At 62.5% G+C, this 23,533-nt stretch carries 18 protein-coding genes; 3 read left to right on the plus strand and 15 right to left on the minus strand.

The features are described from left to right. Window positions 1–198: 198 nt before the first annotated feature. From AC1DU9_RS15090 to AC1DU9_RS15155, 14 genes are all read right to left on the minus strand, one after another. Window positions 199–909 (minus strand): NAD(P)H-dependent oxidoreductase, encoded by a 711-nt coding sequence (locus AC1DU9_RS15090; protein WP_223460716.1) that lies wholly within the window; start codon window positions 907–909, stop codon window positions 199–201. Window positions 910–988: 79 nt separating this feature from the next. After that, complete coding sequence (locus AC1DU9_RS15095) at window positions 989–2,395, minus strand: aldehyde dehydrogenase family protein (RefSeq protein ID WP_223460718.1); 1,407 nt, start codon at window positions 2,393–2,395, stop codon at window positions 989–991. Further along, the gene (locus tag AC1DU9_RS15100) at window positions 2,388–3,578 is read right to left on the minus strand and encodes a pyridoxal phosphate-dependent aminotransferase (RefSeq protein WP_223460720.1); all 1,191 of its coding nucleotides are present in this window, start codon (window positions 3,576–3,578) and stop codon (window positions 2,388–2,390) included. Before AC1DU9_RS15100 ends, AC1DU9_RS15095 begins: the two co-directional genes overlap by 8 nt. Window positions 3,579–3,602: 24 nt before the next feature. Beyond that, window positions 3,603–5,210: a 5-guanidino-2-oxopentanoate decarboxylase gene (locus AC1DU9_RS15105; protein ID WP_223460815.1), complete on the minus strand. Its 1,608-nt coding sequence runs from the start codon at window positions 5,208–5,210 to the stop codon at window positions 3,603–3,605. A 10-nt stretch (window positions 5,211–5,220) separates the two neighbouring features. Further along, window positions 5,221–7,320, minus strand: coding sequence for an acetate--CoA ligase family protein (locus AC1DU9_RS15110; RefSeq protein ID WP_223460722.1), 2,100 nt, complete (start codon window positions 7,318–7,320; stop codon window positions 5,221–5,223). Window positions 7,321–7,338: 18 nt separating this feature from the next. Next, window positions 7,339–8,499, minus strand: a complete 1,161-nt coding sequence (locus tag AC1DU9_RS15115) for an acyl-CoA dehydrogenase family protein (protein WP_056725048.1) — start codon at window positions 8,497–8,499, stop codon at window positions 7,339–7,341. A 41-nt stretch (window positions 8,500–8,540) separates the two neighbouring features. Then, the gene (locus AC1DU9_RS15120) at window positions 8,541–9,332 is read right to left on the minus strand and encodes an enoyl-CoA hydratase/isomerase family protein (protein ID WP_223460724.1); all 792 of its coding nucleotides are present in this window, start codon (window positions 9,330–9,332) and stop codon (window positions 8,541–8,543) included. A gap of 331 nt (window positions 9,333–9,663) precedes the next feature. Beyond that, window positions 9,664–11,088, minus strand: a complete 1,425-nt coding sequence (locus AC1DU9_RS15125) for an amino acid permease (protein ID WP_223460726.1) — start codon at window positions 11,086–11,088, stop codon at window positions 9,664–9,666. 208 nt (window positions 11,089–11,296) lie between these two features. After that, window positions 11,297–13,552 (minus strand): ATP-binding protein, encoded by a 2,256-nt coding sequence (locus AC1DU9_RS15130; protein ID WP_223460729.1) that lies wholly within the window; start codon window positions 13,550–13,552, stop codon window positions 11,297–11,299. After that, window positions 13,549–14,322 (minus strand): substrate-binding periplasmic protein, encoded by a 774-nt coding sequence (locus AC1DU9_RS15135; protein WP_223460731.1) that lies wholly within the window; start codon window positions 14,320–14,322, stop codon window positions 13,549–13,551. The genes AC1DU9_RS15130 and AC1DU9_RS15135 overlap by 4 nt, the downstream gene beginning before the upstream one ends. A 5-nt stretch (window positions 14,323–14,327) precedes the next feature. Then, window positions 14,328–15,044: a response regulator gene (locus AC1DU9_RS15140; protein WP_223460733.1), complete on the minus strand. Its 717-nt coding sequence runs from the start codon at window positions 15,042–15,044 to the stop codon at window positions 14,328–14,330. A gap of 93 nt (window positions 15,045–15,137) precedes the next feature. Beyond that, on the minus strand, window positions 15,138–15,785 hold the full coding sequence (locus AC1DU9_RS15145) for a TetR family transcriptional regulator C-terminal domain-containing protein (protein ID WP_223460734.1): 648 nt from the start codon (window positions 15,783–15,785) through the stop codon (window positions 15,138–15,140). 289 nt (window positions 15,786–16,074) lie between these two features. Beyond that, the gene (locus AC1DU9_RS15150) at window positions 16,075–16,863 is read right to left on the minus strand and encodes a class II aldolase/adducin family protein (RefSeq protein ID WP_223460736.1); all 789 of its coding nucleotides are present in this window, start codon (window positions 16,861–16,863) and stop codon (window positions 16,075–16,077) included. 75 nt (window positions 16,864–16,938) lie between these two features. Continuing rightward, on the minus strand, window positions 16,939–17,988 hold the full coding sequence (locus AC1DU9_RS15155; RefSeq protein ID WP_223460738.1) for an ABC transporter substrate-binding protein: 1,050 nt from the start codon (window positions 17,986–17,988) through the stop codon (window positions 16,939–16,941). Between the two features lie 315 nt (window positions 17,989–18,303). Between AC1DU9_RS15155 and AC1DU9_RS15160 the strand changes: the two genes are divergently transcribed. After that, window positions 18,304–20,265 (plus strand): oxidoreductase, encoded by a 1,962-nt coding sequence (locus tag AC1DU9_RS15160; RefSeq protein ID WP_223460740.1) that lies wholly within the window; start codon window positions 18,304–18,306, stop codon window positions 20,263–20,265. Window positions 20,266–20,430: 165 nt separating this feature from the next. Beyond that, window positions 20,431–21,027 (plus strand): cupin domain-containing protein, encoded by a 597-nt coding sequence (locus AC1DU9_RS15165; protein ID WP_223460742.1) that lies wholly within the window; start codon window positions 20,431–20,433, stop codon window positions 21,025–21,027. Here the strand turns inward: AC1DU9_RS15165 and AC1DU9_RS15170 are convergent. Beyond that, window positions 21,024–21,956, minus strand: a complete 933-nt coding sequence (locus AC1DU9_RS15170; protein WP_223460744.1) for a helix-turn-helix domain-containing protein — start codon at window positions 21,954–21,956, stop codon at window positions 21,024–21,026. The genes AC1DU9_RS15165 and AC1DU9_RS15170 overlap by 4 nt on opposite strands. A 162-nt stretch (window positions 21,957–22,118) precedes the next feature. Here AC1DU9_RS15170 and AC1DU9_RS15175 point away from each other — a divergent pair, with 162 nt between their 5' ends. Continuing rightward, window positions 22,119–23,477, plus strand: a complete 1,359-nt coding sequence (locus tag AC1DU9_RS15175; protein WP_090455086.1) for a glutamine synthetase family protein — start codon at window positions 22,119–22,121, stop codon at window positions 23,475–23,477. Window positions 23,478–23,533 lie beyond the last annotated feature (56 nt).

The raw sequence follows: 23,533 nt of genomic DNA on the forward strand, positions 1-23,533 counted from the left end.
GACGCCATGCGTCGCCCTGCCGATCGGATGGAGCAACTGAAAAGTGTAGTTCAACGGCCCCGCAGAGAAGGACTTCCGAACAAGCGGTTGGAGTTGTGCAGGAGCGAGCCTGTTCGCGATGGCGGAGGCTCAGTCAACATGGATGTTGAAGCTGATACCTTCATCGCGGGCCCCTCCCACAGGGGGTTGTGGTGTCAGTCAGGCATTGGTGGTCAGTGGATAGAGCTTGTCATCGAACTGCGCCAACTTCGGAAACACCAGCGGCTGGTCATCATTCAGGTGCTGCAGCCGCTGCCCGTAATCAATCAGAAATTGCTGGCGCGCCTCTTCACTGATGTACGGCACATGCCAGGCCACGAAGGGTTCCAGCACATCGAACCCGACGTAAGCCAGGGTGCCACGCAGGATCGGCCGCAGCATGTCCTCCAGCGGGCCATGAATCGCGCCTTCGCCGAACATGTGTTCGCGGCCGCCAAGGGTCACGGTCACCAGTGCCTTCTTCCCGGCCAATCCACCCTGATCGTAGAAACGCTTGCCGCCATAGCAGATGCCCGACACCAGCACCCGATCGATCCAGCCCTTGAGCATGGCCGGGGTGGAGAACCAGAAGATCGGGAAGTTGAGGATCAGCAGGTCGGCCCACAGCAGTTTGTCCAGTTCCGCCTGGATGTCCGGCGCCAGTGACTGGCTCTTCACGCCCAGGCGTTGCTCAAGGGCATAGACCAGGTACTCGGGGTTTTCCCGTGAGGAAAAGTCCGCGTCGCTGGCCACCGGGTTCCAGTTCATTTTGTACAGGTCGCTGACCTGCACTTCGTGGCCTTGGGCTTCGAGGGTGGTGACGGCCTGGTCACGCAGGGCGGCGGTAAAGGATTGCGGCTCCGGGTGGGCGTGGACGATCAGTACTTTCATGGTGATTCCTTAGACTTTTCCCAGCGTATCGATTGAAGGTGTGGAGCAGTGGGTGATGAACAGTTCGAGTCGCCAACCGTCACACCTGGATCGCCTTCACTTCGACGAACTCGTTCAGCCCCTCCTCACCCCATTCGCGACCGTTGCCCGACTGTTTGTAGCCACCGAACGGCGCCTGATAATTGAACGTTGCGCCATTGAGGAAGCACTGGCCTGCACGCAGTTGGCGACCCAAATGCAAGGCGCGCTCGGCACTGCCGGCCCAGACGCCGCTGGACAGGCCGAACGGCGAGTCGTTGGCGATCTGGATCGCTTGCGCCTCATCGTTGTAGGGAATCAGGCACAGCACCGGGCCGAAGATTTCTTCCTGGGCGATGCGCATGCGGTTGTCGACATCGGCGAACAGCGTCGGGCTGACATAGAAGCCGCGCCCCGGCATGTCACCGCCGCACAGCAGCCGTGCGCCTTCCTGTTGGCCGACCTTGATGTAGTCATGCACGGTGCGTTTTTGCCCGGCCGAACACATCGGACCGAGGAAGCTTTGCGGGTCAAGGGGATCGCCCATGCGCAGGTTCAGGGTTTCGGCCAGCGCCAGTTCGACGGCCTCGGCGTAGCGGCTGGCCGGCAGCAGCATGCGGGTCAGCGCGGTGCAGGTCTGGCCGGAGTTGATCATCACGTCCTGCACGCCGTAGCGCACGGCCGCTGCCAGATCCGCATCCTCGGCGATCAGCAGCGGCGACTTGCCGCCCAGCTCCAGGCACACGCGCTTGACTGAAGGTGCCGCCGCTTGCGCGACCCGTACCCCGGCGCCGGTGGAACCGGTGAACGACACCATATCCACGTCCGGGTGCTTGACCAGCGCTTCGCCGACTTTCGAGCCCGGGCCGCTGACCAGGTTGAACACCCCGGCCGGCAGGCCGATGTCCTCGATCATCTGCGCCAGCAGGAAGGCATGCAGCGGGGTTTCCTGGCTCGGTTTGACCACCACGGTGCAACCGGCGGCCAGGGCCGGGGCGAGTTTGCCGATCAACTGGTGCAGCGGGTAGTTCCACGGGTTGATGAACGCGCAGACACCCACCGCCTCGCGGATCACCAGCGAGTTGCCGACTTCGCGCACTTCGTCCATGAGATGAGCCAGTTCGACGTACTGCTCAAGGCCAGTGATCGGCCCATCGACCTGTACCGAGCGGCACCATTGCACCGGCATGCCCAGTTCCGTGGTGATGACCGCGGCCATCTCATCGGCGCGGGCACGCAATTGATCGACCAGTGCTCGGATGTAACCGGCACGTACGCTGGACGGTGTGCGCGACCATGAGTCGAAGGCCCGGCGCGCAGCCGCCACGGCGTTTTCGACATCAAGTTCATCACCGAGCGGAACACTGCCGCACACTTCTTCGGTGGCCGGGTTGATCACCTCGGCGATGCCCTGCCCAGAAGGTTTCTGCCAGCGACCATCAATAAACAACGCTTTGTGGTTAAGCATGTAGCTGAGCCTCCATCAGTTCTTGAGCACAACGGGCAATGCGTTGGCAGGCATCGCGCAGCGGTTCGGCACCGACCACCAGACCGAGGCGAATATGCCCCGCCGCGCTCGGACCAAAGGCCTCGCCAGCCAATACCGACACACCGTGACGATCCAGCAGACGGTCGGCAAACGCCTGGGCGCTGAGCCCGGTCTGGCGGATATCGAGCATCACGAACATCCCGCCATCGGGTTTCAATGCCTGCACGCCGGGGCAATCGACCAGGCTGTCGCACACCAGGTCGCGACGCTGGCGATAGGCTTCGCGCATGGCGTCCAGTTCCGGCAGGTTGCTTTCCAGGGCCACCACGGCAGCGTCCTGAATGAAATCCGGCGAGCCATAGAGCATGCACAACGCAAGGTTTTCCAGGTGTGCGGCCAGGGATGGCGGCGCCACCACCCAGCCGACGCGCCACCCGGTCATGGCGTGGGATTTCGACAGGCTGTTGAGGGTCGCGGTGCGCTCGGCCATGCCGGGCAGGCTCGCCGGGCTGATGTGCTCGCCTTCGAACAGCAGTTCGCTGTAGACCTCGTCGGAAATCAGCCACAGGTCGTGGGCGATGCACAGTTCAGCCAACGCGGCCCACGTGCTGCGCGGCAGACTCGCGCCGGACGGATTGTGCGGGCTGTTCAGTGCCAGCGCCCGGGTGCGCGCAGTGATGCGCGCGGCGACGTCTTCGGGCAGCACGCGAAAACCGTTTTCCGAGCGCACGGGCACCGGCACCACCACGGCGCCGCAAGCCCCGAACACCGCTTCGTAGGTGACGTACATCGGTTCGGCGACGATCACCTCGTCACCTGGATTGAGCACACATTGCGCCACGCTGAACAGCGCGCATTGCGCCCCGGCCAGCACGGTGACCTGATCCGCCGAAACGGACTGGCCGCTGCGCTGCTGATGACGCCTGGCAATGGCTTCACGCAGGGCACGCTTGCCACGCACCTCGGCGTAGTGAGTGTTGCCGCTCAGCAGGCTGTCGATGGCGCCCTGCACGATAGGCTGTGGCGTGTCGAAATCCGGATCGCCCACGGACAACAGCAGAATGTCTTCACCCTGTTCGCGCAGTGCCAGGGCGCGGTAGTGGATATCCCACGCGGCGGCACCGTCACCGGCGATACGTTGAGTCAGATCGGAAAAGCGCATGGCTTCATCCCCTTGAAATACAGATCAATGCGCACAGGCATGCTTGAGTTCGATCAAAGTCACGCCGTTACGCTTGAAGCCTTGGCGCAAGTCGGTCTGCAACTCGGCCAGGCTTTGCGGCTGAGTCACGGTGCAGCCGAAGGCACGAGCGAGGGCGGCGAAATCCGGGTTGCGTGGCAACACGCCGATGGGTTCGATATCCAGGCCGAGCATGTCGTCGCGGATTTGCCCCAGGGCGTCGTTGTTCCACAGCAGCACCACCAGCGGGCTGTCCAGTTCTTCAACAGCCGTGGCCAGCTCCTGGGCGGTGTAGAGGAAACCACCGTCGCCCACCAGCACCAGGCCCGGCCGTTGCGGTGCACCGAACTTGGCGCCGATGCCTGCCGGCAGGCCATAACCCAGGGTGCCGTAGCCGGTCGGGTGCAGCCAACTGCGGATCGCCAGGCTGTCGAAAGCGTAGTTGCCGGTGTAGGCCAGTTGGGTCATGTCGGTGCTGATGAACGCGTTGTCCGGCAGCTCTGCAGCAATGCGGTCAAGAATCGCTTGATGGATCGACTGCAACGGACCATGGCTGGCCTTGACCGCTTCACGCAGGGCGGCGACCGAGGCAATCGCTGCGCTGGCATCGCGCACATCAGACGGCAGACGCTCAAGCAATCCACTGAGGGTTTGTTGTGCATCGCCGTGCAAGGCAACCGCGCACGGATAAAAGTCGTTGAACTTGCGCGGGTCGATGTCCACTCGCAGCAGCTCGGCGTTGAGTGGCAGGCGCTCACGCCAGTAGTCGGTGTCGGCCATTTCGGTGCCGACCGCCAGCACTACGTCGGCCTCGGCGATCAGGTTCCAGCCCGGCTCCACGCACAGGGATGAACCGGCATTGAGCGGCGCATCCGGAGGCAGCAAGCCCTTTCCGGCGACGCTGGTAAACAGCGGCGCAGCGAGTCGGGTGCTGATATCTTGCAGCTGCGAAACGGCATTCAGCGCACCACCACCGGCGATGATCATCGGTCGCTTGGCAGCGTTGAGTCTGGCCACGGCTTGATCGATGGCGGTGGCGGATGCCGGGCCACGACCCGGACGATGCACCACCTCATTACTCCAGTCACGGGCAATCGGCGCCGACAGCACGTCCAGCGGCACCGAGATGTGCACCGGGCGCGGCCGCTCGCTGTCGAACACCGCATAAGCACGGGCGATCAGTTCCGGCAGGTCTTCGGCGGTCAGCGCCACTGCGGAGAACGCAGTGATCGGTGCGGTCATTGCCCGTTGATCCTGACACTCGTGCAGGCTACCCCAGCCCTTGCCCAGGCTGGCGCTGTGGTTGACGCTGGAAATCACCAGCATCGGAATCGAGTCGGCGTAGGCCTGGCCAATGCCGGTGGCGGCGTTGGTCACGCCGGGGCCGGTGATGACGAAGCACACGCCGGGTTTGCCGCTGACCCGGGCATAGCCGTCGGCCATGAAACTGGCGCCCTGCTCATGGCGGGTCAGCACGTGGCGAATGCCACTGCCGGGCAAGCCGCGATACAGCTCCAGGGTGTGTACGCCGGGGATGCCGAACACGGTATCGACGCCGTAGTTGGCCAACAGGCGCACCAGGGCCTGGCCACCGGTCAATGTTTTGCTTTGCATATTCATGTCCTCACTCCTGGCCGAGGCGAATCAACGCATCGACCGCAGTCGTGCCTTGGGCACCGACCAACAATGGGTTCACATCCAGTTCCAGCAGGTGTGCGGCATTCTCGCAGGCGTAGTCGGCCACTGCGCGGATCGCGCTCACCAAGGCGTCCAGGTCAGCAGACTCGCGACCACGGAAACCTTGCAGCAACGGCGCACTGCGCAGGCTGAGCAAGGCCTTGCGGATCGCACCGTCGGTGGTCGGCAGCAACAGACTGCGACTGTCCTTGAGCAACTCCACCAGAATGCCGCCCGCGCCAATCACCAAGGCCAGGCAAAAATCGTTTTCGCGTTTGATGCCGACGATCAGCTCAGCCAGTGGCGGCTTGGCCATGGGTTCCAGCAACAGTTGATCGAAGGGTACGCCCGGGGCGTAAGCGGCAATGCTGGTACGCATCTGCTCCAGTGCAGCGCTCAATGCCGCGCCGTCCTTGAGGTTCAGCGCCACGGCACCGGCCTCGGTCTTGTGTGGCAGCTGTGCGCTGACCGCTTTGAGTACCAGCGGATAGCCCAATGCTTCTGCATCCTTCAGGGCCTTGTCCGGGGTACTCAATACGCCGTTTGGCGTTGGCAGGCCAAAGGCTCTCAAGGCCTGTTTGGAGTCCCATTCATTGAGCAAACGCCCCTCACCTTCCAGCGCGTGCGGGCACAGCGGAACCAGTGCCGATTCGCCCAAAGCCAACAAGGCCTGGCGGTTGCGCTGATAACCGGCGATGCGCCCCCACGCGGCCAAGCCGTCTTCAACGCCTTGCAACGCCGCAACGCCTTGGGCGTGCAGACGCTCGCGGGCATGGGCCGGCAGTAGTTCGGGGAAGGCCGAGGTGACAAAACCGGTCTTGCCGTGACGTTTCAGTGCCGCGCAGTACAACTCCAGCAGCAGGTCGCATTCCTTGCGCTCGCCGGTGAACTCCGACGGGTAGTCGAGCACCAGCATCGCCGCATCGGCTTCGGTGCGCAGCGCGCTGTCGAGCATGCGGTTCAAGGCTTCGCCGTCACCCCAGATCGCCGTGGTGAAATCCAGCGGGTTGACCAGGTTGGCGTAGGTCGGCAGTACTTGCGCGAGTTCGCCGACCTGTCCTTGATCGAGTTTCGGCAAGCCCAGGTCATTGCGTTCGGCGTAGTCGGCAATCAGCCCGGCATCGCCACCGGAACAGGCCAGCGCAATCAGGCGGTTACCCGCCGGCAGGTTGCCGCAGGCTGCGGCTTTCAAGGTTTCGACAAAACTCACCGGGCCGCTGACGCGAATAACCCCGAGGCGGTCGAACAGTGCGTCGTACAGCGCATCGGAACCCGACAAAGAACTGGTGTGACTCAAGGCCAGTTCGGCGCCGATCTGCGACACGCCGGTTTTCAGGGCAATGATCGGGATGCCCTTCTCCAGTGCCTTGTGCGCGGCACGGGCAAAACCCGGCACATTCTTCAGGCCTTCGAGGTGCAGGCCGATGGCGGTGACACGCGGCTCGTCGAGCAACACGTCCATCAGTTCAGCGACACCCAGTTGCGCCTGATTGCCGACCGAGGCCATGTAGGCCACCGGCAGCGAACGGTCGCTCATGGACAGGTTGTAGGCGAAGTTACCGCTCTGGGTCAGCACCGCCACGCCCTTCTCCACCGCTTTGCCGCCATGGGCCACCGGCCACAGCGCGGAGCTGTGCAGGTAGTCGAGCAGGCCGTAGCAGTTGGGGCCGAGCAAGGCCATGTCGCCAGCGGCCTTGAGCAGTCGCTGTTGCAGGACCTGGCCTTCGGCGCCGGTCTCGGCGAAGCCTGAGGCGTAGCAGATCGCGCCGCCCGCGCCGATGGCGGCCAGTTCGGCGACGCAAGTCAGGGTCAGTTCGCGGTTGGTGGCGATGAACACGGCGTCCGGGCCGCAAGGCAGCTCGGCAACGCTGCGCACGCACGGCACACCTTCAAGGCTGTCGTGCTGCGGATTGACCAGCCACATTTGCCCTTGGTAGCCGCCCTCGGCACAGCGCTTGAGGGCGCGGGCCATGCTGCGGCCGCCGACGAACGCCACGTGTTGCGGCGCGAGCATGCGTTTGAGGTTGTCACGAATGGTTTGGGACATGGGAATTCTCCGGGCCGATCAGCGCAGCAGCGGCCGCAGCAGCTCGCGGGAAATGATGTGGCGCTGGATTTCCGAGGTGCCTTCCCAGATCCGTTCGATCCGCGCGTTGCGCCAGATGCGCTCCACCGGACCTTCGTCCATCAGGCCCATGCCGCCGAAGATCTGCACCGCTTCATCGGCGGTACGGCCGAGCACTTCACTGGCGAACAGCTTGGCCATGCCGGCCTCGCCATCGGTCATGGTGCCCTGGTCCATTTTCCAGGCGGTGTGCAGGGTCAGCAGTTCGGCGGCGCGGATTTGCGTGGCCATGTCGGCCAATTTGAACGACACGCCCTGGTAAGTACCGATCGGCTGGCCGAATTGCTTGCGGTCCGCCGCCCACTGCAAGGACACGTCCAGTGCGCGCTGGGCCTGACCGACGCAGTTGGCCGCGACCATCACCCGCCCGGCGGTCAGCCAGGCGTTGGCCACCTCCCAACCCTTGCCGACTTCGCCCAGCACTTTGCTGGCCGGTACGCGGCAGTCGTCGAAGAACATTTCGAAGGTGTGATAACCACGGTTGCTCACGCACTTCGGTCCACGGCGGATGGTCATGCCCGGGGTGTTGCGGTCGACCAGGAACGAGGTCACGGCGTTGCGCTTTTTGCCGTTGTGTTCGTAGGTGTCGGTCACGGCGAAGACGATGGCGAAATCGGCATGGCCGGCGTGGCTGATGAAGTGCTTGCTGCCGTTGAGAATGAAGTCATCGCCTTCACGCACGGCACGGGTCTTGATCGCATTGGCGTCGGAGCCGGCACCCGGTTCGGTCAGGGCGAAGCAGTCGATCTTTTCACCCTGGATGCACGGCAACAGGTAGTCGTTGATCTGGTCGCCGGTGCAGGCCATGAGGATTTTCGACGGCCGCGCGACAAACACGTGGAGCGCCCAGGACACCTTGGACAGCTCGCGCTCGATCAGCGCCTGGGACAGGTAATCGAGGCCACCGCCACCCACTTCTTCGGGCATGTTGAAGGCGTAGAAACCGGCAGCAATCGCCTTGCCGCGAATCTGTGCCGCCAGTTCCGGGGAGACCTCGTCGGCGCGGTCGACCTGCTCTTCATAGGGCAGCAGTTCCTTCTCGACGAAGCTGCGTACCGAGTCCACCAACATTTCTTGTTCTTGGGTCAGTTGGAAATTCATGGCGCTACCTGTTGTTCGTATTCTGGGAGATGTAGGGGGAATCAACGACCGATGAAGCGTGCCGGGCGTTTTTCCATGGCCGCGCGCAGGGCTTCGGTGCCGTCTTCGCTGCGACCGCAAAGCAGGCCGGCGGCGAGCTCGGCTTGCAGTTGTTCCGGCAGGCTGCGTTCGGCGCCTTCACGCATGAGTTTTTTGGTCTGGGCGAAGGCAAAGGTCGGGCCGCTGGCCAGGCGTGCAGCGAGTTCGCTGGTAACGGTCAGCAGTTGCTCGTCGGGGCAGACATCGCCGACCAGACCGGCGTCGAGGGCACGGTCAGCGCCCCACAGTTCATCGAGGAACAGCAGGCGCTTGGCCTGTTCGCTGCCGATCAGACGCGGCAGGTGCCAACTGGCGCCGGCATCCGGCGAGTAGGCCATGCTGGTGTAGCCGGCCTTGAAGCGTGCCGATTGCCCGGCGATGCGCAGGTCGCAGCACAGGGTCAGGTCCATCCCGGCGCCGACGGCGGTGCCATTGATGGCGGCGATGGTCGGTTTTTCCAGGCTGTGCAGGCGGGTCATCAAGGCGTGGGCGGTTTCGGTCCAGCCGTAGGTTTCCAGCGCGCCACGGGCTTCGGCGTCGGCCCATTCATCGAGGTCGGCGCCGGCGCAGAAGCTGCGGCCGCTGCCGGTGAGCACCACCACACGCACCGCTGGATCGGCGTTGTAAGCGTCGAGCAAGACGTGCAGGTTTTTCAGCGTCGGAATGTCCAGCGCATTGCGCTGGGCAGTGCGATTGAGGGTGATCCAGGCAACGCCTGCTTCGACCTGGCTGAGCAGCGACGATTGAGTGGTCATGGGAATCCTCGAGTTATTGTGATTGGTCTGAGGTGATGCGACTTGAGGCCATACTAAACGAGTGTTCAGTAAGGCGGCAATCGGCTTGGAAATTGGCTGTAACAAGCCAAAAAACTTCGCAACACATTGGTTTTATTGAATTATTTCAAGAATGGCGAGCAACGGCTGTTGGCGCTGTTACAACTTCGAACAACTACCTACGCCCAGCACAAAACAACTGTAGGAGCGAGCCTGCTCGCGATGAGGGAATCACATTCAACATTTCTGTTGACTGATCCACCGCTATCGCGAGCAGGCTCGCTCCTACAGGGGAAACGGTTATCTGGAGGTGTTATGCAGTCGGCAAGCTCGGCGCCAACACGCCCTGACGCTTGCGATGGATCAGGAAGTACGCGCCATAGCACAGCGCAATGAAGCCAAAGCCCCAATACAGCGACGGACGCTGGGTTTCATCCAGTGCCAGGAACACGAACAGCGAGCAGCACAGCGTGATGCACATCAGCGGCAATACCGGGAACCACGGCGCACGGTATTTCAGGTCGCTGAGTTTGCCGCCTTCACGCAAGTACGCCTTGCGGAACTTGTACTGCGCCAGCGCGATGACAATCCAGGTCACGGTGCCGGACATGCCGCTCACGGCCATCAGCACCATGAACAAGGTGTCGGCGGCGACGAAGCTGGTCATCAGCGACACCAGCGCGAAGCACAGGGTGATGCTCAAGGCGCGCAGCGGCACGCCACGCTTGCTCAATGGCGACAGGCTTTTCGGCGCCATGCCGGTTTTTGACATCGCCCACAGGATGCGCGTCGAGGCATACAGGCCGGAGTTGCCCACCGACAGGATCGCGGTGAGGATCACGAAGTTCATCAGGTCGGCGGCAAAGGGAATGCCGACCATGTCGAACACCTGCACGAACGGACTTTCCATCAAGCCTGCCTGCTGCCACGGCACGATGGCCGACAGCACGATAATCGCCAGCACGTAGAAAATCAGCACGCGGAACACCACGTTGCGCACGGCGCGGGGAATGCTCTTTTCCGGCTGATCGGTTTCACCTGCGGCCACGCCCATGATCTCGCAACCCTGGAACGCGTAGACCACGGTCATCATCACCGCGAACACCGCCGACAGGCCGTTGGGGAACAGCGTATCGCCGATCAGATTGGTCGCCATCGGTGCCGGTGCGCCACTGCTCAGGGGCATGACGCCGAAGATCACCAGCACGCCGACCACGATGAAACCGAGAATCGCCGCGACCTTGATCCCCGAAAACCAGTATTCCGCCTCACCGAAAGCGCGGGTGGCCATGGCATTGATACCGAACAGCACCACCACGAACAGCGCCGACCAGTACCAGATCGGCACCGTCGGGAACCAGCGGGTCATCAGCATGCCGGCGGCGGTGAACTCCAGGCCCACGGTGGTGGCCCAACTCATCCAGTACACCCAGCCGATCATGAACCCGGTGGCCGGGCCGATGTATTTGGTGGCGTGAGTCTGGAACGATCCGGACACCGGCATCTGCACCGACAGTTCGCCCAGGCAGACCATCACCAGGTACATCAGGAAACCCGCGACCAGGTAAGCCAGGATCGCCCCCACCGGGCCGCCCTGATTGATGGTCACGCCGGAGCCCATGAACAACCCGGTGCCGATGACGCCGCCCAAAGACAGCATGAAGATGTGCCGGCTCTTGAGGGCGCGGGTCAGCTGGATGCCTTTATGATCAGTGCTGCGATCAGTGTTTTCGTTCATGTCGGCACCTCAACAGTCAGTGAGGTGTACAGCGCGCGACGGGACGTCACGGCGCAGGGTGGGATCAGCTTTACGGCAATTCATTATTATTATCTCCAATAAGCTTCGAAGACCGCGCTGCGGCGGTTGCGTCGATTATTGGAAAGCCATGTAAGTTCGCGTTGACCGTAACGATCGAAGTTGTACAAAGTCGTAACAAACTTGTACGTCAGCTCTGCAACAGGCCTTTGAGGGTAGTCAGTGCCTGCTGCAATTGTTCATTCAACGCGGGGTTCATGTGGCGGATCGCCGACTCATCGTTGCCCAGGGCCAACGTCTCCAGCGCCCTGAGCGTCGCGGCCAGTGAGCGAAAGCCCAGAGAATCGCAACTGCCAGCCAGACGATGCGCCAGTTGCGCGATCTCTGTGCAGTCATCGGCGGCCATGGCTTCATTCAACGCATCGCGGTGTTGCAGAATCGAGTCGCGCAGTACCGACAGCAGGCCCTGGACCTTTTGCTCGCCGAGCAGGTTGCGATGGGTCTGCAACAACGGCCAGTCCATTGCCTCGTCGCTCAGCAGCGACTCGGCGACCGGCGCATGACCTTCCAGCACCTGGCGCAGGTTTTCCAGCTTCAAGGGCTTGGCCAGGACACCGTCCATGCCGGCCTCCAGATAACCGCGCACCAGCGCCGGCTGCACGCTGGCGGTCAGGGCGAAGATGCGGGTGTGGCGATTCGGCCCATCGCTGTTGCGGATCTGCCGGCATAACTCGACTCCGCTGATGCCCGGCAGATGCACGTCCAGCAACAGCAGGTCGAAAGCCCGCGCCGCGCAGTGTTGCAACGCCTGCTCTGCCTCTTCGGCCAGCCATACCCGGTGACCGTCCCGCTGCAGCAAACCCTTGGCCACTTCGCGGTTGAGCGCCACGTCTTCGACCACCAGGATGTTCAGTGCCGGCCCCGCCGCGCGAACCGGCGGGGCCTCAGCCACGCCGCTGGCCGGCTGCAAGGACAGCTCGAACCAGAAACAACTGCCGCGCCCCACTTCACTGTCCACGCCGATGCAGCCGCCCATCTGCTCCACCAGATGTTTGCAGATCGCCAACCCCAACCCGGTGCCACCAAAGCGCTGGGCGACTTCTTCGCTGGCCTGGGTGAAACGCTCGAAAATCTTCGCCTGCATCAAAGGGGCAATGCCGATGCCGTCGTCAGTGACACTGACCCGCAGCCGCTGCCCCGCCCGTTCGCCGGTTTCGCAGAGAAGCGCGACCTCGACGCTGACCTCGCCGCCTTCGGTGAACTTGATCGCGTTGGCCAGCAGGTTGCTCAGCACCTGGCGCAGGAATTGCTCGGCGCCGTGATGATGTTCGGCAATGCGCTGATCGATGCGGCAACTGAGGATCGTATCGTTGTTCAGCGCTCGCGGTTCCAACAGTGTCAGTACCTCATCGAGTAACTGGCGCAGCGAGAAATCCACCGGCTCGGGATGGCTGACGCCCTCCTCCAGCTTGGCGAAATACAGCACTTCATTGAGGATCGTCAGCAAGCCTTCACCGGCCTTGTGCAAGGCGTCCAGGCGTTTGCCGTCCCGGGCATCCAGACGCGCGCCGCGCAGCAGTTCGGCCATGCCGAGAATGCCATTGAGGGGCGTGCGCAGTTCGTGGCTCATGGTCGCCAGAAACCGCGACTTGGCGAGGTTGGCCGCTTCCGCCTCGTCTTTGGCGCGCATCAGGCTGGCGGTACGGCGCTCGACCATTTTCAGCAATTCATCGCGGTTGTCCTGCAAGGCCAGGCGATCGGTTTCCCGGCGCTCGATGTCCCGCAGGATCGCCCGGCGCATGTCGTCCAGCGCATGGGCCACGGTGTCGATTTCGTCGCTGCCGCGGCGCTTGTCCAGGTGCAGGGGTTCCTGCCATTCACCGGCGGCGATGCGCCGGGCAAACTCGGCCATGACTTTCAGGTGCCGGGTCACCAGTCGATAAAACAATCCTGACAGCGCCACGGCCAGACCGCAGAGAAACACCGCCATCCACAACAGGCTGGTCAAACCGGTGGCGTAGAGACGCTGGTACACCGCGCCCAGATCCGTGCTCACTTCCAGTTCGCCAAGGTTACGTAGCGGGCCGGACGGCGGCTGATAGTCCAGGGCAAAGCGCTCGATACGCAGCGGTCCCGCCGGGGTTGGATTGCCCTGTACCAGGTCGAAATCGGCGCTGGTCAAGTGCACCCGCGCGACGTCGGAGAAGTCCACCAGCCCGCGCAACTGCACGTTCAACTGCTCCTGGTTCAAATCCCAGAGGCTGCGTTCCAGGCTGGCCAGGTAGCCGGCGCGGATCAGCTCCATGCGCGAATCGATGTCGCGCATTTCCCGCCGATACTCGATGTACAGTTGCACGCTGCTGGCCAGCACGGTGAAGCACAGGCTGAACAACAGAATGAACAGCAACAGGCGCCGCAACAGTCCACCGGGGCGCGCGCGAATCATTGCGCATCTGCCGGCAGGTTGATCATGTCGCGGTAGGTCACTTCGCTCTCGTTGAGCCAGCGCTCGATGTCACCGGCATCGACCATGCGCTGCAACTGCGCATTGATCTCGGGCATGCGAGTGGCCAAGGGCGAGCGCCGCGACACAGCGACCCGCAGATAGTCCACGCTCAATGCCTTGGGCAAGGCAACGATGTCCTGGCCGCCGGGCAGGTTTTCCACGTACAACTGGCCGGTGCGTCGCTCCTGGGTGATGAAATCGATGCGCCCGCGAATCAGCTTGCCGAAGTTCTGGTGGCTGTCGGACACCCATTCGATATTGTTGTTGTGCGCAACCATGCGATCGAACTCCACACCGTAGCTCTCGCCGAACAACAGGCCGCCACGGTAATGGGCCAGATCGTCCAGTTGTTCGAATTTCACCGGGTGTTGGCGGTTGATGAACAGCGCCACTTCTTCACGCAATACCGGCACCGTCGAGAACAGCATGCTTTGCTCCCGTTGCGCGGTGCTGTAGGCCAGCACCACATCGACCCGGCCTTCGGCGGCGTCCAGCAGGCAGCGTTTCCAGTTGCCCAGCACGACTATCTCGACCTCGTAACCCAACTGGCCAAACAGGCTTTTCACCACGCTCGGCGCCAGGCCGCGCACCTGCTTGCCGTCGCTCCAGGAGATCGGCGGGTACACCGGGTAATCGCAATAGCGAACCTTGTCCGCCGCGACGGCATGGCCGGCCACCAGCATCGCCAGCAGGCAGAGCCATCGCGCCATCAGCTTCAGGCCGCCACGCAGGCAGTGAACAGGTAACCGGCGCCGTGAATGGTGATGATCAACTGCGGTTCGGCCGGGTCGTCGTGCAACTTGCGGCGCAGGCGCCCGACCAGCACGTCGATGGAGCGGTCGTTGGGCACCCATTCGCGGTTGCGGATCTGGTCCATCAACTGATCGCGGCTGAGGGTGTGGCCGCTGTTGCGCAGGAACACGCTGAGCAACTGGTATTCGCCGTGGGTCAGCAGGGTTTCGCTGCCCGACGCATCGATCAGGCGACGGCGGTCGGTGTCCAGTGACCAGTCGGCAAATTGCTTGACCGGCTTGGCCACCGCGACGGCAGGCGCAGGCGTTTGCGCATGACGTACCCGGCGAATCAGGTTTTTCGCCCGGGACACCAGCTCCCTTGGATTGAGGGGTTTGATCACGTAGTCATCGGCGCCGCATTCGAGGCCGACGATGCGGTCGATTTCGTCATTGCGCCCGGTGATCAGGATGATCCCGACCTCCGACCGCACCCGCAGCTCACGGGTCAGGGTCAGGCCGTCCTTGCCCGGCAGGCGGATGTCGAGCATTACCAGGTCGACACTCTGGCTGGCCAGGAAGGTTTCCGCCAGTTCCGCCGTGGCGGCGCAATGGACGTCGTAGCCTTCCTGGGACAGGTAGGCGTGCAACAGATCGCGAATCAGCGGATCGTCATCGACGATCAATACCCGAGGAGTCATCGCTTGGTGTCCGGCATAGGCCCGGGGGGCCAGTTTCTTATTAGAGTGTTTTCCTGCATCGGCGCCAGAGAGTATCGATTGCTGAACGACTGATCAACAGTCGCTCGTCTGCACGCAAAAGCGCTGGCGTCCGCCGGCCTGCAAACCATCGACCCAGGCCTCGCAAATCTGGATGCCCTGCTCCGGGGTGAAGGTACCCGGGTTCAGCCCGTACTCCAGCCACAAGCCGTCGAGCAAGGCGCTGAGGCTGATAGCCGCGAGGTCGGCGTCGAAGTTTTCCCAGCCCTCCTCCCGGGCCAGTTCCGCCAGCACCTTGCGCAGGATGCCGCGATACTCGCCATAGGAATGATCGTGGGCCTGGTTGATGGCCTCGGCGGTTTTCACCGCGCCCCAGAACGCCAGCCAGGCATCGATCAGTTGCGGATCGAGCAATTCGGCGGAAAACGAACCGCGGAAAAACGCCGACAAGCGCTCCCGGGCATTCGGAGCGGCTTGCTCCATCGCGTCGCGCAGCAGGGTCATCACTCGCCCGGTGATCGCCATGTAGGCCTCGGCCACCAGTTCGTCCTTGCCGGAATAGTGATGACTGATCAGCCCCACCGAGACCCCGGCCTCAGCGGAAATCTTGCGGATCGACGCGCCCTGGAAACCATGACGCTTGAGGCACACCAGCGTCGCCTCGATCAGGTTGGCTTTGCGCAACTCCGGTTCCATGCGGGAAAAACGGGCTTCCTGATTCATCGGCGACACGCTCCTTGGTTGAATCGTTCAGGCCCACACGGGTTAGCGGCGGGCTGAACGACTGTACAGCAAGAGCGGGCCATTTCTCCAGTCAGTTGGCAGTCTGGTAGACCGTGGCGCGCCCATCGCGGGCAAGCCACGCTCCCACAGGATCTCGGTTGTTCGCGGGTTTTGCGTACACCCACTCCCACAGGGTTTGTGGGTGTACGCAAGATCTGCGAACAACCCAAACCACTGTGGGAGCGAGCTTGCTCGCGATGAGGTCAGTCCATACAACATAGGATCTGGATCAGTCGCGGTAACCCGGCGCAACTCGATTCAGCATTCGCAACAACGCCGCCCAGGCCAGTTGCATGGCATCGGGATCGCTCAGTTCACCCTCCTCCAACGGACGCCCCGGATCATTGAACTGCCGCTCGGTATGCGCGCAGATTTCGTGTGAAGGCAGTACCACTTCCCCGGCGGCTTGCGCGGCCAACTGAATTTCACAAGCCTTTTCCAGGTAATACATGCGCAGGAATGCCTGGCTCACCGTCTCGCCGAGGGTCAGCAAACCATGGTTGCGCAGCATCAGTACCGGCTTGTCGCCCAGGTCCGCCACCAGCCGTTGCTGCTCGCTCAGGTCCAGCGCCACGCCCTCGTAGTCGTGGTAGGCAACGCGGCCATAGAACTCCATGGAAATCTGATTGACCGGCAACAACCCGCACTTCAACGCCGCCACCGCGCACCCGGATCTGGTGTGGGTGTGCAGCACGCATTGCGCATCTTTGCGGGCGCCATGGACGGCGCTGTGGATCACGAAACCGGCCGGGTTGACCGGGTACGGCGACGGCTCCACGGCGTGACCATCGAGGTCTATTTTTACCAGATTGGACGCGGTGATCTCGTCGAACATCAGCCCGTAAGGGTTGATCAGAAAGTGATGCTCCGGCCCCGGAATGCGCACCGAGATGTGGGTGAAGATCAGATCGGTCATGCGAAAGTGCGCAATCAAACGGTAACAGGCCGCCAGTTCCTCACGCAGGCGCTGCTCGGTGGCGCTGCGTTCGGGTGCCCGGTGGGTGGCGATGTTGTTCATTCTTGTGGTTCTCCAGGCTGATCGGCTGGGGCAGACAGTAAGGCTGGACGCTTGGACACGTCCAGCCGTCCGCGTTTATTTGCTGGCCCAGGCGTTGAAGCGCTCTTCGAGTTCTTCGCCATGATCGACCCAGAAACCGACGTCCATCGACAGCGCACCCTTGAGGTTCTGCGGCGCGGTGGGCACCCATTGCGCCAGTTTGTCGTCCAGCCGTGCGGCGGCCTGGGTGTTGGTCGGGCCGTAGGGGATCTGCTGCACGTAGTTGACCTGGGCGTCCGGCTGATTGGCGAAGGCAATAAAGCGCTTGGCCTGATCCACATGTCTGGAGCCTTTGAGGATCGCCCAGTAATCCATGCCGTACAGGCTGCCGGGCCAGACCAGGCCGAGGTGGCTGCCTTTTTGCGCGGCGTCGGCGATGCGTCCACTGTAGGTCGAGGTCATCACCACATCGCCGGCGGTCAGCCATTGCGGCGGTTGCGCCCCCGCCTCCCACCACTGGATGTAAGGCTTGAGTTCAGTGAGTTTGGCGAATGCCCGGTCCACGCCCTGCGGGGTGCCGAGCACCTTGTAGACGTCTTCGGTTTTCACCCCGTCGGCCAGCAAGGCGAATTCCAGGTTGTACACCGCACGTTTACGCAGCCCACGCTTGCCGGGGGTTTTCTTCACGTCCCAGAAGTCGGCCCACGAGGTCGGAGCCTGGGCCAGTTTTTCGGTGTCGTAGGCAATCGCCACGCTCCACACCAGCGCGGCGGAACCGCATTCCTGTGCCGCTTCGGGGATCAACTGGTCGGCGTGGCCCAGACGGGTCCAGTCCAGGCGCTCATACATGCCTTCCTCGCAGCCGCGCATCAGGTCCGGGCCTTCGATCTGCACCACGTCCCAGTCGACGTTGCCGGTGTCGACCATCACTTTGATTTTCGCCATCTCGCCGTTGTATTCACTCTGGATCACCTTGCTTTGATCCACGGCGGCAAAGGGTTGAAAGAACGCCACGTCCTGGGCTTTTTGTCCGGCTCCGCCGTATCCGACCACCACCATGTCCGATGCTGCCTGAGCGCTGCCCAGGCCCATGGCCACGGACAACACCAAGGGATAAAAACCGTGCTTGAGCGTGTGCGATTTCATCAGTGGTTCCTCTTGCAGGTGCCACAGGACCCAAGGCCCGCGCAGCCCTTTTTTATTGTTGTGAGGTTCGGCCCGGGAGCGGGCTCGAGACGAAACTACTGCAAGGCACAGTAAAAAAACAAGTTGATTTTTTACTTAAGGTAAATTTCTATAGGCCAATAATAACAACCGAAAACCTGATTCCTCTGTAGGAGCGAGCCTGCTCGCGATGGACGTTAACGATGACGCGTGTTGTCTGGATGAACGCATCGCCCTCAAGTCCATCGCGAGCAGGCTCGCTCCTACAAAGGTCAGCCTGCCAGGAGTACCCGCCCCATGCCGACCTCGACACCCGCCTTCGCGCACCTGTTCGAACCCCTGGAGATCCGTGGCAAGCGCCTGAAGAACCGCATCATGTCCAGCGGGCATGACACCTCGATGCCCACCGACAACCTGGTCAACGAGCAATTGATCGCCTATCACCGGGCGCGTGCCGAAGGCGGTGCCGGGCTGATCGTGCTGCAGGTGGCCGGGGTGCATGACAGTGCGCGCTACACCTCCCACGTGCTGATGGCCACCGACGATGCGTGCATCGAGGGCTACCGCAAACTGGCGCAAACCTGCCATGCCCACGGCACCCTGGTGTTGTCCCAGGTGTTCCATCCGGGCCGGGAGATCATGGAGTCCAGCGATGGCCTGCTGGCGGTGGCCTACTCCGCCTCGTCGGTGCCCAACGAACGCTTCCGGGTGATGCCCCGCGCGCTGGACCAGGCCATGATCGATGAGATCGTCGCCGGTTACGCCGCTGCCGCCCGGCGCCTGCATCAGGCAGGCATCGATGGCGTCGAAGTCGTGGCCAGCCACGGTTACCTGCCGGCGCAGTTCATCAATCCGCGGGTCAACCGGCGTACCGATGGTTACAACGGTGAGCTGGAACAGCGATTGCGTTTTCTCCGTGAAGTGATCGCCGCGGTGCGTGCGGCGACCGACGAGCAGTTCATCGTCGGCCTGCGCATTTCCGCCGACGAGCGCGACCCGGAAGGACTGACCGAAGACGAATCCCTGGCCGCCGTGCAGTCACTGCAAACGCAGCTTGATTACGTGCATATCGTCGCCGGCACTTCGGCATCCCTTGGCGGCGCGGTGCACATCGTGCCACCCATGGCGATCGAAGCGGCGTACCTGACCAGAGAAGCCGGGACGTTCAAGGCGAATTTGAACATTCCGCTGTTCGTCACCGGGCGCATCAACCAGCCCCAGGAAGCCGAGCTGATTCTGGCTCGCGGCCAGGCCGATGTGTGCGGCATGACCCGGGCGCTGATTTGTGATCCACAAATGCCCAACAAGACCGACACCGGCCGCGTCGAAGACGTGCGGGCGTGCATTGCCTGCAACCAGGCGTGCATCGGCCACTTCCACAAGGGCTTGCCGATTTCCTGCATCCAGCACCCGGAAACCGGGCGCGAACTGATCTTCGGCGAACGCCGACAAGCGCCACAGCGCAAACGCATCATGATTGCCGGCGGCGGTCCGGCCGGGATGAAAGCCGCCACCGTCGCGGCCCAGCGTGGCCATGAGGTGACGCTGTACGAAGCCAGTTCGCAATTGGGTGGTCAGGTGTTGCTCGCGCAACTGTTGCCACGACGCAGCGAATTCGGCGGTGCGAGCACCAACCTGCAACGGGAAATGCAACTGGCCGGTGTGCGCGTGGTGCGCAATACCCGAGTCGACCGGGCACTGGTGGAGCAGGAAAAACCGGACATGGTGATCGTCGCTACCGGTGCCGAGCCCTACTGGCCGCCCTTCGAGCGTGGCGGTGAATTGCAGGTGGTGGACGCCTGGCAGGTGTTGCGCGATGAAGTCCAGATCGGCCGTTCAGTGGTGGTGGTCGACTGGCGTTGCGACTGGATCGGCCCCGGCATCGCCGAACGTCTGGTTCGCGCCGGGCACCAGGTGCAACTGGCGGTCAACGGCACCCATTGCGGGGAAAACTTGCCGCTGTACGTGCGCGATCAACTGGCCGGGGAGCTGCATAAACTCGGGGTACCGATCACGCCGTACGCGCGGTTGTATGGCTGCGACGACAACACGGTGTACCTGCAACACACCGCCAGCGGTGAGCCGATGCTGATGGAGAACATCGACACCCTGGTGCTGTGCCAGGGCCATCAACCGGTCGATACCCTGGGTGCTGAACTGCAAGGGCTGGTGGAGTTCCGCCGCATCGGCGACTGCCTGGCGCCGCGCACCGCCGAAGAAGCGATCTATGAAGGACTGAAAGTCGCGTGGGAGCTTTAAGGCTGTTTATACTCCGGGGCTTTAACGGCTCACACCGCCCCTGTAGGAGTGAGCCTGCTCGCGATAGCGTCAGTACATTCAACATCAATGTTGGCTGACCCACCGCATCGCTAGCAGGCTCACTCCTACAGGGGATGCGATCCTCCTCCCGGTTCGGAATTTTCCATGAGCAACAACAGCAAATCACAGCCCGCAACCGGCAGCGCCGAGCCGCATTTCCTCGGCACGCGCATTCGCGGCCTGCGCAAGCGCCGGGGCATGACCCTGGCGGAACTGGCGCAACAGAGCGAACTCACCGCCGGCTACATCAGCCAGCTGGAGCGCAACCTTGCCTACCCGTCGATCCCGGCGCTGTTCAACATTGCCCGCAGTCTGGGCGTCACTATCCAGTGGTTCTTCGCCAGTGAAGCGGTCACCGCGCCCGAAGACGATGGTGTGGTGGTGCGCAAGAACAGCCGCCTGAACGTGCATTACGAAGACGGCATCGTCGATCAGTTGCTGACCCCGCAAGCCAACCGCCAACTGGAAATGCTCCACTCGCGTTTCCCGCCCGGCACCTACAGCCAGCAAAGCTACAGCCACGACGGTGAAGAAGCCGGTTACTTGCTCTCGGGGAGTTTCGAGTTGTGGGTCGGCGAACGCCATTTCCAGCTCAACGAAGGCGACAGCTTCAGCTTTTCCAGCCAGGAACCGCACCGCTACGGCAATCCCGGCGATGTCGATGCGGTGGTGATCTGGGTGATTACACCACCGACGTTCTAACGTCGGCTGCGACCGCTTGCCTGAGTGGTACTCGCACGCTTGAGGGTGTCACTCGGCAGCTCGTTGAACAACGCGCGGTAGCTGCTGGAAAACCGCCCCAGATGCCAGAACGACCAGTGCATGGCCACCTCGGCCACGGTGGCTTGCGTCGGCGTGCGGCTGAGCAATTCGCGGCGGGCGCTGTTGAGTCGGCGCAGGCGCAGCCATTGGGTCGGCGCCATGCCGGTGTAAGTCTTGAACGCATGCTGCAACTGGCGCAGTGAAACCCCGGCAACCTGGGACAACTCCAGCAGGTTGAGGTGTTCTTCCGGGGTGTCCGCCGCCCATTCCCCGACCCGCTTCATGATCGCCCGCTCCCCGGCCCGACGCTGCAAGGCGCCCTGGTCGAGACCGACGCAGGCGTTATCGAGAATGAATAGACAATCTTCCAGCAGTTGCTGGGTCAGCGCTTCGCGGCTCGGTGGATCGAAGGTCTGCGACAACCGCGTCAACGTCCCGCTGAGCCAACGGCAGAACAACGCATTCTGCCGGGAGTTGAGCGGCGCCAGGAACAACCCTTCGAGCCGAGCGATGTCCAGGCTGTGGCGCTTTACGAACTCCGGCCCGAACACCACGGCGATTTCCTGGTAGTTCTCCGGGGTGATCCAGATGTTGCGGCTTTCACCATTCAACACGTACAGCGCGTTGTCGCCGCGATCGAAACAGAACGACAACGAACCCTGGGGTGCGCTGAAATTCTGCTCGACCCGGGTGTTCATCGACTCTTCGTAAATCTCCACGCCCTGCAGATCCAGATAGCGCACCCTACCCGCGAAATGCCCCGGCGACATCTGTTGGTAATGCTGGACCCAGCCCGGTGTGGCGCGGATTTGCTCGGCGACATCGGCGGTGTTGAACGCTTGGACCTGGAGGGAATTGCAACCTGTCATGGGGCGACCTTACGCACTCTTTTGGTGCGCTTTGTGCTGCTTAAAGTGGATAGATGGAACCGCAAGGCTCGCCCAAGATAGACGTCAACGCGCTACAGGGGAAGTGTCCGGCGGATGAAACCGGCCTCCCCTGGCGTTAATAAAACCAATAACGAGGTCTTTATGAATGTCCCTTTCGATCAGCTGTTCACTTGGCTGAAAGATCACAAGATTACCGAAGTCGAGTGCGTCGTCAGCGATCTGACCGGCATTGCACGCGGCAAAATCGCACCCACCAACAAGTTCCTGCATGAGCGAGGCATGCGCCTGCCGGAAAGTGTGCTGTTGCAAACGGTAACCGGGGACTTTGTCGACGACGACATCTACTACGACCTGCTCGACCCGGCCGATATCGACATGGTCTGCAAGCCGGACGCCGACGCCGTTTACGTGGTGCCATGGGCCATCGAGCCGACCGCCATCGTGATCCACGACACCTTCGACAAGTTCGGCAACCCGATCGAACTGTCGCCGCGCAACGTGCTGAAGAAAGTCCTGCAGTTGTACACCGACAAGGGCTGGCGGCCGATTGTCGCGCCGGAAATGGAGTTCTACCTGACCCAGCGCTGCGAAGACCCGGACTTGCCGCTCAAGGCGCCGATGGGCCGTTCGGGCCGCGCCGAAAGCGGTCGCCAGTCGTTCTCCATCGACGCGGCCAACGAATTCGATCCGCTGTTCGAAGACGTCTATGACTGGTGTGAATTGCAGGGCCTGGACCTCGACACGCTGATCCATGAAGACGGCCCGGCGCAGATGGAAATCAACTTCCGTCATGGCAACGCACTGGACCTGGCCGACCAGATCACCGTATTCAAACGCACCATGCGTGAAGCCGCGCTCAAGCACAACGTGGCGGCAACCTTCATGGCCAAGCCGGTCGGCGATGAACCTGGCAGCGCCATGCACCTTCACCAGAGTGTGGTGGACATTGCCACCGGCCAGCCGATCTTTGCCGATGCCGATGGCAACATGAGCGAGCTGTTCCTGCATCACATCGGTGGCTTGCAGAAGTACATCCCGAAAGTGCTGCCGATGTTCGCGCCGAACGTCAACTCGTTCCGCCGCTTCCTGCCGGACACCTCGGCACCGGTGAACGTCGAATGGGGCGAAGAAAACCGCACCGTCGGCCTGCGCGTGCCGACCTCAAGCCCGGATGCCATGCGCGTCGAGAACCGTCTGCCGGGCGCTGACGCCAACCCGTACCTGGCCATCGCCGCCAGCTTGCTGTGCGGTTACCTGGGCATGGTCGAGCGCATCGAACCGAGCGCCGCGGTACAGGGCCGCGCCTATGAGCGTCGCAACCTGCGCCTGCCGATCACCATCGAGGACGCCCTGACCCAGATGGAAGAATGCGACACCATCAGCCGCTACCTGGGCAGCAAGTTCGTACGGGGCTATGTCGCGGTCAAACGCGCCGAGCACGAGAACTTCAAACGGGTGATCAGTTCGTGGGAGCGTGAGTTCCTGATGCTCAGCGTCTGAGATCTTCGTTGTCCGTGACGACCTCATCGCGAGCAGGCTCGCTCCTACAGGGGAAT

The organism is Pseudomonas sp. P4_C1 (assembly GCF_056402155.1).